The organism is Paenibacillus sp. FSL W8-1187, assembly GCF_037965485.1.
GTDB classification, from domain to species: domain Bacteria; phylum Bacillota; class Bacilli; order Paenibacillales; family Paenibacillaceae; genus Paenibacillus_O; species Paenibacillus_O pasadenensis.
The window spans coordinates 2,053,820-2,066,702 of sequence record NZ_CP150181.1 but is presented as its reverse complement, the minus strand read 5'-3'; the positions used below and the strand labels follow the sequence as shown (position 1 = coordinate 2,066,702).

Sequence of the window (12,883 nt, the reverse complement as noted above, 5' to 3'; positions counted from 1 at the left end):
GCGTCCATCTTACCATTCCGTCCAACAAAGGGAAAGCGTTTGACAAACTTCGAGGCGGCTCGCGCCCGCCTCTCGACCGGTCAACGGCCGGCGGCGGGGTATGCCGAGCGGTCCCAGCTGTGGTCGGCCGCCATGGCGGCGTCGGAGCGGAGGAAATAGGCGAGCTTGCTTTTGCCCGCTCCGGGATCGTCCAGCGTCGCGTCCAGATGCTGCCAGACGCCGTCCAGGCGGACCATGTTCCAAAGATGAAGATCGCCCTTGGACTTGCCGTACACGATGCGGCTCTCGTAGCCGGCCGCTTGCAGCAAGCGATGAAGCATGAGCGCATAGCCCTGACAGACCGTTCCGTTCTTGCCGTACAGTCCCGCATATGCGGAATGCTCCTCCAGCGTGCGGTCGTAGCGGAACCGGTCCATCACCCATTCATAGATCGCCAGCGTCTGCTCGCGGCCTTCCTTCTTGCGGGCAATGGCCGGCGACTGGACGGCCTTGCGCGCTTCTTCGTTGACGGCCTCGGTCTGCTCGGACGTCTCCCAATAGGACATGCGATAGTCGATCGTCGCGGAGTAGGCCGTGCTTGTCCAGTTCCAGGTCATCTTTTTGAGGACAAAGCGCAGGTCGTCATCCTTGGCGCCAATCGCCTTGAACACCTGCTGCAGCTTCTGGTCCAGCGATTCCGTGCTGCCGCGGTACAGGACCGTCGCCCGCTCGCCGTATCCGTCCTTCATGACGCCGTAGATCAGCTCCGCGATCTCCTCGAACGTCGCAGCCTCGAGGACAGGGGCGGCGTCAGGCGCGGCGACGGCCGCTGCCGGCCGGGCCGTCGCGACGGCAGGATCGGCCGCGTAGGCGGCATCGGCCTTGCCGGCGCCGCTCCTTCCCTTCGCCGCTTTCGCGATCGGCGCATTTGCCGCCGCAGCGGCCGGCAGCGCCGCGCCGAGCAGCAGGCTCGCGGACAGGATGGCGGTCAGCGCACGCCTGCCCGTACGCCGGAACGGCTTCCTTCCGATCCGCCGCCTTGCCTTGCGGCTTCCGTCCTCCATTGCCGCTGACTGAGCTTCGCCGATTCCACGTCCGATCATATCCGATTCCTCCCTTTCACCCGCGCCACATTGCGATATAAGACTAACGGACGATCAATATATCGTTTTGTAGTTCTTATGGCACGGGTATTTAGTTAGGTATTTCTTCGGATCGAATCAGGATTTATTGAATATCCGCCAAATGAATTAGTTCTATAGAACTATTTATGCAGATCGCGCTTCCCTTATAAATAAAGGCGGCTGCGTGCGGACATCCTAAGCGAAACAGGATCCGGGCTGCGGACAAGGTGATTGGAGCGCTGCCGGCACGGTTACTTAATAGCATGAGCGAGACCAAAAAATACGAAACGACTAAGGGAGGAAACACATCATGGCATGGTTATGGGCACTTATCGTCGGCGGCATCATCGGTTGGCTGGCTGGCATGCTCGTCGGACGCGACGTTCCGGGAGGCATCATCGGCAACATCATCGCCGGCTTCGTCGGCGCTTGGCTCGGCGCGCTGCTGCTGGGCGAATGGGGTCCGGTCGTAGGCGGATTCTTCTTCATCCCGGCGCTGATCGGAGCCATCGTGCTGGTCGCGATCGTCAGCCTCATCCTCGGCAGCATGCGCCGCGCCCGCTAACACTGGCCGCGCGGCCGTCTGGCCGGACTGGCGCAAGGCTAGGCGCGCCAGACGCAAAGAAGCCGTTTCCCCGATCGGGGAAGCGGCTTCTTTTTGCGTGCGCGCTTGCAGCGGTCCAGCGAATTATTCCTCGTAAATTTTCGTCAGCATCTCGCCGAGCTCGCGGAGCGCCTGCTCTTCCTGCTCGCCTTCGGTTTCGAGGCGGATCTCGCTGCCGGCGGAAATGCCCAGCGTCAGAAGGCCGAGCGAGCTTTTGCCGTTGGCCTTTTTCTCGCCTTTGTACAGCGTCACCTTGCACGGGAACGCATTCGCCTTCTCGACGAACAGCTTGCTCGGACGGGCATGGAAGCCCTGCGGATGAATGACGGTGAATGTACCGGATGCCATGATTATGCTTCACTCCTTGCGGTATAGTGGCGGACGAGCTTCAGCACCTCGTCCTGGGACTCGAGCTCCAGCGCTTGGCGGGCCAGCTCCGCGCAGTCGGCGCGGGACAGGCGGGAGATCTGCTCGCGGGCGGACAGCACGGTGGACGCGCTCATGCTGAATTCATGCAGGCCGAGGCCGAGCAGCAGAGGGATCGCGTCGGGATCGCCGGCCATCTCGCCGCACATGCCGGTCCAGCGGCCATGGCGCTCCGAGGCGCGGATGACCATCTCGACGAGGCGCAGGATCGACGGATGATGCGGCTGGTACAGATAGGCGACCGATTCGTTCATGCGGTCGGCGGCCATCGTGTACTGGATCAGATCGTTCGTGCCGATGCTGAAAAAGTCCGCTTCGCGGGCCAGCGCGTCGGCATTCAGCGCCGCGGCCGGAATCTCGATCATGAGGCCGACCTCGATCCCGCTCGATACGGCGACGCCGTCCCGCTCCAGCTTGGCGCGCTCCTCGGCGAGGATGCGCTTGGCGTCGCGGAGCTCCGAAGCGACCGCGATCATCGGGAACATGATCGCCAGGCGGCCGTAGGCGCTGGCCCGCAGCAGCGCGCGCAGCTGCACGCGCAGCAGCTCCTCCTCGGCCAGGCAGAGGCGGATCGCCCGCCGGCCGAGGAACGGATTGCTCTCCTTGGGCAGATCGAGGTAAGGCAGCTCCTTGTCGCCGCCGATATCGAGCGTGCGGATGACGACGCGCTTGCCTTGCATCTTTTCCAGCACATGGCGGTAGACGGAGAACTGCTCCTCCTCGGTCGGCAGCGAGCTGCGTCCCATATAAAGGAATTCCGTGCGGAACAGGCCGATCGCGTCCGCCCCGCTCTCCAGCACCTTGGCCACATCGGCGACGCTGCCGATATTGGCGGCCAGCTCGATCTCATGGCCGTCGGCGGAAACCGACGGACGGTCGACGAAGCCGCGCAGCCGCGCCATCTTCTCCTCGTACTCGCGCTTGAGCAGCCGATAGCGCTCCAGCTCCTCGGCGGAAGGATCGACGAGCACGACGCCTTCGACCGCATCGAGCACGAGCATCGTGCCGGTCTCGATGCGGCCGGCCTCGCGGCCGGCGCCGACGATCGCCGGCAGCTCGAGCGAGCGCGCCATGATGGCGGAGTGCGACGTGCGGCTGCCGACTTCGGTCAGGAAGCCCTTCACATAGTCGAGATCCAGCTGCGCCGTATCGGACGGCGTCAAATCCTCGGCGACGAGGATCGTCTCCTCGCTGAGGCCGGACATCGTGCCGCCGTCGCGGCCTTCGAGGATGCGGACGACCCGACCCGCGACGTCGCCGACATCCGCCGCGCGCTCGCGCAGCAGCTCGTCGTCCATCGAGCGGAGCAGCTCGGCGATGCCGGCAGCCACTTCATGAAGCGCCGATTCGGCGTTGATGCGCTCGTCCCGGATTTTGTCCTCGGTCGCTTCGATCAGCTCCGGATCGTCCAGCAGAAACAGATGCGCCTCGAAAATCTCGGCCTTCTGCTCGCCCATCCGCTCCAGCGTCGAGCGGCGGATCGCCTCAATCGCCTCTTTCGCCTCGGCGACGGCCGCCTTCAGGCGAGCCGCTTCCGCCTCGGAATCGGCGACGGCGCGCCGCTCCGGGATCGCCGCGGCCGGCTCCAGCCGCAGCGCCTTGGCGATGGCGATGCCCGGCGATGCCGCCGTGCCTTTCCATGCGATTGTCGTCATGATGCTTGCGCCTCCTGTTCGTAGCTCGCAGCCGCAGCCGCGAGGAGAGGATGGCCGGCGTCGAGGCCGCTCGCCTGCGCCAGCGCGCCGGCCGGGCCGAGCTCGCGCAGCGCCTGCTGCAGCTGCACCGCCTCGGGATCGCCGGCGACATCGAAGCGCAGCGCAAGGCCCATCGCCTCGGCGAGCCGATCCGCCGGCAGGCCGAGCGCGAGCGCGAGCAGCGCCGGCCGGACGAGCCGGTCCTCGCGGGACAGCTTGCGCAGCGGCGAGCGGCCGACGCGCTCGACCTCGTCCGTCAGATGCGGGTTGCGGAAGCGGCCGAGAATCGTCTCGACATAGGCTTCATGCTCCGCCGGGTCGAAGCCGTAGCTGCGGACGAGCATGTCGCCCGTCTCCCGCAGCACGGCGCGCACGAACGCGGCAACCTCTTCATCCTGCATCGACTGCTGGATAGTGGCGAAGCCTTTTGCATAACCGGCGTAGGCCGCCGAGCAATGGCCCGTGTTGACCGTGAACAGCTTGCGTTCGATGTACGGCGCCAGATCGTCGACATAACGGACGCCGGGGATCTCCGCTGCGCCGGGCAGCAGCTGTGAGCGGTCGACGACCCACTCGTAGAACGGCTCGACCGTCACCGCGAGCACATCCTCGTGATGCTGGATCGGCACGATCCGGTCGACCGCCGAGTCCGGAAAAGCGGTGCAGGCGGCAAGCGCCTCGCGCTCTTCGCCGCTCAGCCGCTCCATGACCTGCTGCTTGAGGATGGAGCTGGCGCCGATCGCGTTCTCGCAGGCGATCAGCTGCAGCGGAGCTGCGCCCCGCTCCAAGCGGAGCCTCAGCCCTGCGGCGATGCCGGGGGCGATATGCCGCAGCACGCCGACGCCGACGGCCGTCGTGACGAGGTCGGCCTCCGCGACCGCCTCCGCGACCGCCTGCGGGTCGCGGCCGTCGATTGCGCTCACGCCGCCGACGCGGAACTGCCGGCCCTCCTCCTCGGCCAGCGTCACCGTGTACTCGCCTCGGCGCTGCAGCTCGCGGACGAGCGGCTCGTTCACGTCGGAGAAGACGACCTCGTAGCCGGCTTGCGAGAGCAGGAGGCCGATGAAGCCGCGGCCGATGTTGCCCGCTCCGAAGTGGACCGCCTTCATTCTTCCATCCCGCTTTCGAAGATGTCGATGATCTCCTGGGCGCTTCGGGCCGTGCGGATGCGCTCCATGCTCTCTTCCTCGGAGCACACCATCGCGACGCTCGTCAGGATGTCCATATGCTCGCCGCCCTGCGCGGCGATGCCGACGACGAGCACGGCCGGCTCGTCGCCGCCGAAGTCGACGCCGCCCGGAATTTGCAGCACCGACAGCCCCGTGGAGCGGATGAGCGCCTTCGCCTCGTTCGTGCCGTGCGGGATCGCGAGTCCGCTGCCCATGTAGGTGGACAGCGCCTGCTCGCGCTCGACCATCTTCTCCACATAATCGGCATCGGCATGGCCGGCGTCGACGAGCAGCTGGCCCGCCAAACGAACGGCCTCCCATTTGTCCTTGACGGCTACGTTCAGTCGGATGAGTTCAGATTTCAGCATGTGGGTCAAGCACTCCTTTATTCTCTTTCTAATTTATGATTCAGATACGCCTTCAAATGGACGGCCAGATCGGCGCGGATGCGGTTTTCGCGTCCTGCCGCCAGCACCTCGATCATCTCGCTGTCCAGCAAGGAGGCGCTGATCTCGCTCAGCACCTCGAGGCTCTCGCGCGCCAGCGCCAGCGGCGCCAGCATGAGCAGGAACCTGCGCAGCGCCGGCGCGTCCGGATCCGGATCGAGCCGCAGCGGCTGCTCAAGCTCGAACAGCGCGAGCAGCGGCCGGGAAACGTTCCCGCTGCGCGTATGGAACAGGGCGAGATCGGTGCCGGGAAGCATCTGCGTGCCATGCGCCTCCCGCTCGATCAGGCGGTCGACGACTTCTTCCGCGTCGCGCACCGATGCGGCAAGCTCCGGACGGCGGCAAGCCTCCAGCAGCATCGGCCGCAGGCTGGCGGACGCCGTCCGCAGCTGCAGCACGCGAAAGTCCTCCAGCAGCCGCGCGCACTCCGCGGCCGCTCGGCTGACCGAGAGCAGCGACTGCTCCGGCCCGCGGCCGTCTGCGGGCCCGTCTGCGGGCTGCGGCTGAGGCGCGGCGAGCGTGGCGTCGAACGGCCCTGCCTCCGCTCCGTCCTGAAGGGCCGGCTCGCCGGATTCCTTCTCGCGCGGACGAGAGCGGATGAACTCGCGCAGCCGCTGCGCCTCCCCGGAATCGAGCAGCGGACTGAGCTTGATGTAGCGGCTCGCCGCGATCGGCAGGTCAACGGTGCTGATGATGATGTCATAGGCCGACGGCGGGATTCGGCTCGCCTCGTACCAGGAGGCTTGCTGGACGAGGTCCAGCTGCGGGAACTCCTTGCCGAGGCGGGTCGCCAGCATGCGCGAGGAGCCGATGCCGCTCGTGCAGACGATGATCGCCCGCAGCGGCTGGCTCAGCTGCTGGCGGCGCTCCAGGCTCGCTCCGAAATGCATGACGAGGAACGCGATCTCTTCCTCCGGCACGGTCCAGTTGCGCAGCGCCGCATCGCTTGCCGCCCGCACCTGCGCGAACAGCTCGGCGTAATCCTTGCGCACCGCCTCCAGCAGCGGATTGCGGATGCGCTGGCCGGCGGCGATCCGCTCGAGGGCGGCCTTCAGATGGGCATACAGGCCGTCCCGCAGCGAGCGGTCGGACTCGTAGTCCCCGCCGCCGATCTCGTCCATGCGGCGGATGAGCTGACGGACGATCGCCGCAAGCTCCAGATCCTCCGCCGGCAGCGGACCGGCGGACCGGCGCGCCGCCCGCTCGAGCAGCAGCTGCGCATAGTGGCGCTCCGACTCTCCGTAGGTCAAGCCCGTCTCTTCCTGCAGCAGGTCGCATAGCCGCTCCGTCTCCGGAGCCGGGCGCCGATAGTAGCCGCGCAGCTCCTCCAGCTCGGACAGTGGCGCGACATGGCCGCGGCCGATGCGCTCGGCGGCGATCGCCAGCCGGACGAGCAGGTCGGTATACGCCTGCTCGCTCAGCGGATGGTCGTCCTGCTCTTCTTCCCAGCGCCAAAGCACGTCCTCGATCTCGGGCATGCGGGACGTGCCGGACAAGTCGGCGATGCTCTCGTCGATCGGATGCCGCAGCCGCTCCTCGTCCAGCGACAACAGCGCCAGATCGTCAAGCCTCAGCCGCTGCAGCGCTCGGACCGCATCGCGGCGGGCCGTTTCGGCGCCGGCCAGCTCGATGCCGTAGCCGCGGCGGCGCACGAGCTCCAGCCGGTTCGCCGCGATCCACGCCTCCAGATCGTCGAGGTCGGCGCTGACGGTCGGCACGGTCACCTTCATCTCGGACGCCAGCCCGAACAGCTTGATCGGCTCGGCGCTGCCGAGCAGCCGGGCGAGCAGATGCAGCTGCCGCTCTTCGGCGGAAAACTCCGCCTCCTCCGGCGCGTCCAGCTCGCGCTTCAGCCGGAGGAGGCGTTCTTCGTCCGCTTCGAGCCGCAGGCCGGAGCCTGCCTTGCGCAGCAGCCGCGCGCCTTTGCGATGCAGATAGCCCTCGAGCGCGTCGAGCTCCCGATGCACCGTGCGCGAGCTGACCTGGATGCGGCGGGCGATCTCGGCGACGGTGATGTCATCGGCATCGGAATGAAGCAGCAGATCGAGCATGCGTCTCATGCGATGCGTCAGCTCCATGCGTCCCTCCTCCTCCTCGCTTCTGCTTTTCGGACAAAATGCCGGAAAGGATGCCGGGAGCGCGCGGCTCCGGCATCCATCCGTCTTGTCAGGTCAAGCGCGAATCACGGCTTCAGGCGTTCCGCCAGCTTGTCGTATTCCGGGCTCTTGAGGAAATTGTCGATGGAAACATGCTCCGCTGCGGGAACGACCGAGCGGGCGCGGTCCGTCAGCGTATGATGCGTGATGACGACGTCGGCGTCGGACGGAAGGTCGCTGATCGCCGTGTTCGTCACCTCGACATCGGAGCCGATCGACTTGAGCTTCTTGCGCAGCATCGAAGCTCCCATCGCGCTCGAGCCCATGCCGGCATCGCAGGCGAAGACGATTTTGCGGATGTCCGAGCCTGCCTTCGCTTCAGACGCGGAAGCATCGATCGAGGCCGATGCGCCCGCAGCCGCTCCGGCAGTCGGCGTCATGCCTTGCGCCTTCATGTCCTTCATGCGTTGCGCCGCTTCCTCCAGCGACTCCTCGTCGTCCTTCTGCTTGGAGGTCTTGAGCAGCAGCGCTGCAATCAGGAAGGAGACGACCGCCGAGGTAAGCACGCCGCTCAGCACCTGCAGGATCTCGCCGCGCGGAGCCATCGCGAGGTACGCGATGATGCTGCCGGGAGACGGCGGTCCGACAAGGCCTGCGCCGACGATCGAGAACGTCAGCGTGCCGGTGACGCCGCCCGCGATGACCGCGAGCAGCAGGCGCGGATTCATGAGGATGTACGGGAAGTAGATCTCATGGATGCCGCCGAAGAAGTGGATGATCGCCGCTCCCGGAGCCGACTGGCGGGCGGAGCCGCGGCCGACGATCATGTAGGCGAGCAGGATGCCGAGGCCCGGTCCCGGGTTCGACTCCAGCATGAACAGGATCGACTTGCCGGCGCTCGCCGCTTGCTCGATGGCGATCGGGCTCAGCACGCCGTGGTTGATGGCGTTGTTGAGGAACAGCACCTTGGCCGGCTCGATCAGAATGTTGACGAGCGGGATGAGGTGATGGGCGACGAGGAAGTCGACGCCGGCGGAAAGCACGTTCGTCACCGCTTCGATCGCACGGCCGATCAGCGAGTAGGCGACCAGCGCGAGCGCGCCGCCGATGATGCCGAGCGAGAAGTTGTTGACGAGCATCTCGAAGCCCGAGCGGACCTTGCCTTCGATCGCCTCGTCGAACTTCTTGAGCACCCAGGCCGCGGCCGGGCCGACGATCATCGCGCCGAGGAACATCGGGATGTCCGCGCCGACGATGACGCCCATCGTCGCCAGGGCGCCGATGACGCCGCCGCGCTGCTTGTGGATCATCGTACCGCCGGTATAGCCGATCAAGAGCGGCAGCAGGTAGGTGATCATCGGACCGACGAGCTTGGCGAAGTATTCGTTCGGCCACCAGCCGGTCGGGATGAAGAGCGCGGTGATCAGGCCCCAGGCGATGAATGCGCCGATATTGGGCATGACCATGCCGCTGAGAAAGCGTCCGAACTTCTGCACGCCTACGCGTGCGCCTCCGGATGCGGATTTGGTGGATTGCGCCACAGTGGATTCCTCCTCGAGTTGACTTGCCGAAGGAGCCCTGCGCGCTAGGCCCTTCGTTCTGGTTCATTCTATGCTACGAAACGCAAGCTCTCAATAAAATGAAAACGCTATCTTGTCATCAATGCTCCTGCCATTTCTTTAAAAGGGAAGAAAGGCGCCCTAAAAAGGGGGCTTCGGCCACTGGACGCGCCTCCACCCGCCATCCTGCGGTATACTGGAGGAATGATGGCTTCGCCATCCTACATTGTCTGTTTCGGGAGGAATCGCTATGCCTGATTTCGCGTCTATTTTCCAAGCGGCCGCAGAACGCTGCGGACAAGGCTGGAAGCAGCTGTCGAGGGCGATCGGGGAACGTCCGGAGCTCGGCCATGAAGAGTTCTACGCCTCGGCGCAGCTCGCGGACGAGCTGGAGAGGCAAGGCTTCGACGTGAAGCGCGGCGTGCTCGGCCTGCCGACGGCGTTCGTGGCGGAGTACGATACCGGCCGGCCCGGCCCGGTGGCCGGACTGCTGTGCGAGTACGACGCCCTGCCGGACATCGGGCATGCATGCGGGCATCATCTGATCGGCGTCATGGGCGTCGCCGCCGCCGCGCTGCTGAAGGAAGCGCTCGACGCATGCGGCATCGGCGGACGCATCCGCGTGTACGGCACGCCGGCCGAGGAGACGCGCGGCGCGAAGGTCACGATGAGCGAGGCCGGCTGGTTCGACGACTGCGGCTTCGCGCTGATGGCGCATCCGTACCACGCGCATGAGCGGTCGGGCCGCTCGCTGGCGATGCACGCGCTGCAGTTCGATTATTACGGCCGCACCGCCCACGCCGCCGCCAGCCCGCATCTCGGGGTGAACGCGCTCGACGCCGTGCTGCTGCTGTTCGGCTCCGTGAACGCCCTGCGCCAGCAGATGCGCAGCGATGCCCGCGTGCACGGCATCGTCAGCGAGGGCGGCCAGGCGCCCAACATCATCCCCGGCCATGCCGCGGCCCAGTTCTACGTGCGCGCGGCCGACAGCGCCTATCGCGACGAGCTGACGGAGCGCGTGCGGGCCTGCGCGCAAGGCGCGGCGCTGCAGACCGGCTGCCGGCTCGAGATCACGCCGTTCGAGTTCAGCTACGACGAGCTGCGCACGAACGAAGCGCTGTCGGAGACGTACCAGCGGATGCTGCGTCTCGAGGGCGTGCCGGACGAGCAGGTGCTCTCGGGCAGCGACCACGGCTCGCTCGACCTCGGCAACGTTTCGCTGCGCTGCCCGGCGATCCATCCCTACCTCAAGGTCGTGGAGGAAAAGCTCGGGCTGCACACGGTCGAATTCCGCGATGCGGCCATGCGCGAGGAGGCGCTGGACGCGATGCTGGCCGGCGCGCGGCTGCTCGCGGCGACGGCGCTCGAGGTGATGGCGGACGAGTCGCTGTACCGGGCCGTCCGCGAGGAGTTCGAGGGCGGCCGATAGCCCGATTGGACCGTCATGAACGCCAAAAAAGCCGGCTGCGGATTCGTTCCGCAGCCGGCTGTTGAGGTTTTTGGGGCTTTAGTCGAAGTAGACGGCCTTGCCCGTCTTGGACGACTCGTAGATCGCTTCGAGAATCTCGGAGACGACAAGCGCCTGCTCCGGCGTGACGACCGGCTCCGTATCGTTGATGACAGCCTGGATCCAAGCGCGGGCCTCCAGCTCGCCCGGATCCTCGGAGGCGCCCTCGTAGAAGGCGACGCCGCCGCTGTTCAGCTCGATCTCCTTGACGTACAGGCGGGAGTTCTCCTCGCCGTTGAAGCGCAGGCCGCCCTTCATGTCGGCTCCGGCCTTCGTGCCGCTGAGCGACACCTTCGCCTCGTCGACTTCGAGCGAGTTGAGCGCCCAGCTCGACTCCAGCACGATCGAAGCGCCGTTCTCCATCGTGATCATCGCGAACGCCGAGTCCTCGACCGTGAACTTCGCCGGATCCCAAGGTCCCCATGCGTTGGCGGCGTTCTCGGTCTGCGACAGCTTGTGGTAGGCGCGGCCGAGCACGACCTTCGGCTTGTAGTTGTCCATCATCCACAGCGCCAGGTCGAGCGCATGCGTGCCGATGTCGATGAGCGGGCCTCCGCCTTGCTTCTCCTCGTCGAGGAAGACGCCCCAGGTCGGCACCGCGCGGCGGCGGATCGCATGGGCCTTGGCGAAGTAGACCTCGCCCAGCTCGTCACGGACGCAAGCGTCCTTCAGGTAGCGCGTATCGCCGCGGAAGCGGTTCTGGTAGCCGATCGTCAGCTTCTTGCCCGTGCGCTTCGCCGCTTCGAGCATGCGGCGGGCGTCGTCGGCCGTCTTCGCCATCGGCTTTTCGCACATGACATGCTTGCCCGCCTCCAGCGCGGCGATCGCGATGTCTGCGTGAGAGTCGTTCGGGGTGCATACATGCACGACCGCGATCGACGGATCGTTCAGCAGGTCATGGTAGTTTTCGTAGACGGCCGCCTCGCTGCTGCCGTACTTCGCTTTCGCTTCCTCGGCGCGGCCGCGCTCGATGTCGCAGAACGCCACCATTTCCGCTTCGCTTACTTTGGCCAGGGACGGCATATGCTTGCCATTGGCGATGCCGCCGCAGCCGATGATTCCAACACGTACTTTGGACATGTGTTCATTTCCTCCCGGTATCCTTAACGTGGATCGAAGTTGGTTTTTTAGGGGAACGCTTGAAGGCGCATGCTTCAAACACTAAAATAAGTATAAGAGAACCGATCGGCAAAAATAAAGCTTCTTTCTAGCGCTCGTTTTATGCGATCTTGGTATTGGAGGCCTCTCCCCCTTGGAAGTCTATAACGAAAAGGTCCTTTATGAAAACCCTCTTTTGTCGCTGCGCGTCTTTCGGTCGCAGCGCGACCATAATCTGCACATCAACTGGCATTATCACCGCGAGCTGGAGCTGCTGCTCGTCCTGAGCGGCAGCCTGGAGGTCCATGTCGAGGAGGAGCGCTTCGATCTCGCCGAGGGCGACGTCGCGATCATCGGCGCCAGCCAGCTGCACCGGGACCGGAGCAGCTCCGGCTCGCTCGACTATATCGTGCTGCAGTTCGACCTCGAGCAGTTTTTCGACCACAGCACGATGCCGTACATGCGCTTTTTCATGGAGACGAACCACCCGCTCAGCCAAGTGAACTACATCTTCCAGGAAAACTCCCACGTCAAGAACGAAATCGGGCAAACGGTTCGAGACATTCTTGCCGAGACGACCGTCAAGGAGATCGGCTACGAGCTTGCCGTCGGCATGCTCGTCAAGCGCATCCTGCTGCTGCTGCTGCGCAACGACAAGCGCAAGATCCTTTCCGACCAGGACGACTTCGACCGCCTCCGCTTGAAGCCCGTGCTGACGTTCGTCGAGCAGCATCTCACCGACCGCATCCAGGTCGAGGAAGTGTGCAAGCTGGCCAACATGAGCTATTATTATTTCGTCAAGTACTTCAAAAAAACCATCGGACTGAGCTTCACCGAGTATGTCAATTACCGCAAGATCAAATGGGCCGAGCGCATCCTGCTGACGAAGGATCTGAGCATCTCCGAGGTCGGCGACCGGATCGGCATGCCGAACATGGCCCATTTCTACAAGATGTTCAAGAAGTACAACGACTGCTCGCCCAAGGAATTCCAGAAGAAGATGCTCGCCTGGGGACGCAGCTGACCGAAGCTTCGACGAATTGAAAAAGCTGTCTCGCCCGTTTCTCGACGGGGAGACAGCTTTTTTGCGATCGCGGCGGGCGCGGAGCAGGCTTGCGGCAGCCTCATTTCCCGAGGCGGCCAAGCCGGGCGGCCGGCCCGAAAGCGAGGCAGCCAAGCCC

General features: G+C 65.1%; 11 protein-coding genes. 3 read left to right on the top strand and 8 right to left on the bottom strand.

Going from position 1 to position 12,883, the window contains the following annotated elements; genetic code table 11:
* Positions 1–80 precede the first annotated feature (80 nt).
* Positions 81–1,082 (bottom strand): transglutaminase domain-containing protein, encoded by a 1,002-nt coding sequence (locus tag NYE40_RS08735; RefSeq protein ID WP_101808898.1) that lies wholly within the window; start codon positions 1,080–1,082, stop codon positions 81–83.
* A 331-nt stretch (positions 1,083–1,413) separates the two neighbouring features.
* Here NYE40_RS08735 and NYE40_RS08730 point away from each other — a divergent pair, with 331 nt between their 5' ends.
* A complete protein-coding gene (locus tag NYE40_RS08730; RefSeq protein ID WP_101808897.1) occupies positions 1,414–1,668 on the top strand; it encodes a GlsB/YeaQ/YmgE family stress response membrane protein in 255 nt (84 codons plus the stop codon).
* 123 nt (positions 1,669–1,791) lie between these two features.
* On the opposite strand, the gene NYE40_RS08725 is transcribed toward NYE40_RS08730, so the two are convergent.
* The 6 genes from NYE40_RS08725 to NYE40_RS08700 all read right to left on the bottom strand — a co-directional run bounded on the left by NYE40_RS08725 (position 1,792) and on the right by NYE40_RS08700 (position 9,079).
* Complete coding sequence (locus NYE40_RS08725; protein WP_028597797.1) at positions 1,792–2,055, bottom strand: HPr family phosphocarrier protein; 264 nt, start codon at positions 2,053–2,055, stop codon at positions 1,792–1,794.
* 2 nt (positions 2,056–2,057) lie between these two features.
* Positions 2,058–3,788: a phosphoenolpyruvate--protein phosphotransferase gene (gene ptsP, locus NYE40_RS08720; protein WP_101808896.1), complete on the bottom strand. Its 1,731-nt coding sequence runs from the start codon at positions 3,786–3,788 to the stop codon at positions 2,058–2,060.
* Positions 3,785–4,936 (bottom strand): mannitol-1-phosphate 5-dehydrogenase, encoded by a 1,152-nt coding sequence (locus NYE40_RS08715; protein ID WP_101808895.1) that lies wholly within the window; start codon positions 4,934–4,936, stop codon positions 3,785–3,787. Before NYE40_RS08715 ends, ptsP begins: the two co-directional genes overlap by 4 nt.
* On the bottom strand, positions 4,933–5,364 hold the full coding sequence (locus tag NYE40_RS08710; RefSeq protein WP_043110974.1) for a PTS sugar transporter subunit IIA: 432 nt from the start codon (positions 5,362–5,364) through the stop codon (positions 4,933–4,935). The genes NYE40_RS08715 and NYE40_RS08710 overlap by 4 nt, the downstream gene beginning before the upstream one ends.
* A gap of 17 nt (positions 5,365–5,381) precedes the next feature.
* Positions 5,382–7,520: a BglG family transcription antiterminator gene (locus tag NYE40_RS08705; RefSeq protein WP_339279796.1), complete on the bottom strand. Its 2,139-nt coding sequence runs from the start codon at positions 7,518–7,520 to the stop codon at positions 5,382–5,384.
* A 104-nt stretch (positions 7,521–7,624) separates the two neighbouring features.
* Positions 7,625–9,079 carry a PTS mannitol transporter subunit IICBA gene (locus NYE40_RS08700; RefSeq protein WP_101808893.1) on the bottom strand — a complete coding sequence of 485 codons (1,455 nt, stop codon included), beginning with the start codon at positions 9,077–9,079 and terminating at the stop codon, positions 7,625–7,627.
* 268 nt (positions 9,080–9,347) lie between these two features.
* Here NYE40_RS08700 and NYE40_RS08695 point away from each other — a divergent pair, with 268 nt between their 5' ends.
* Positions 9,348–10,526, top strand: a complete 1,179-nt coding sequence (locus NYE40_RS08695) for a M20 family metallopeptidase (RefSeq protein WP_101808892.1) — start codon at positions 9,348–9,350, stop codon at positions 10,524–10,526.
* A 78-nt stretch (positions 10,527–10,604) separates the two neighbouring features.
* On the opposite strand, the gene NYE40_RS08690 is transcribed toward NYE40_RS08695, so the two are convergent.
* The gene (locus tag NYE40_RS08690) at positions 10,605–11,684 is read right to left on the bottom strand and encodes a Gfo/Idh/MocA family oxidoreductase (protein ID WP_028597790.1); all 1,080 of its coding nucleotides are present in this window, start codon (positions 11,682–11,684) and stop codon (positions 10,605–10,607) included.
* Positions 11,685–11,856: 172 nt separating this feature from the next.
* On the opposite strand from NYE40_RS08690, the gene NYE40_RS08685 reads away from it, so the two are divergent.
* Positions 11,857–12,726 carry an AraC family transcriptional regulator gene (locus NYE40_RS08685; RefSeq protein ID WP_028597789.1) on the top strand — a complete coding sequence of 290 codons (870 nt, stop codon included), beginning with the start codon at positions 11,857–11,859 and terminating at the stop codon, positions 12,724–12,726.
* The last annotated feature ends 157 nt before the right edge of the window (positions 12,727–12,883 follow it).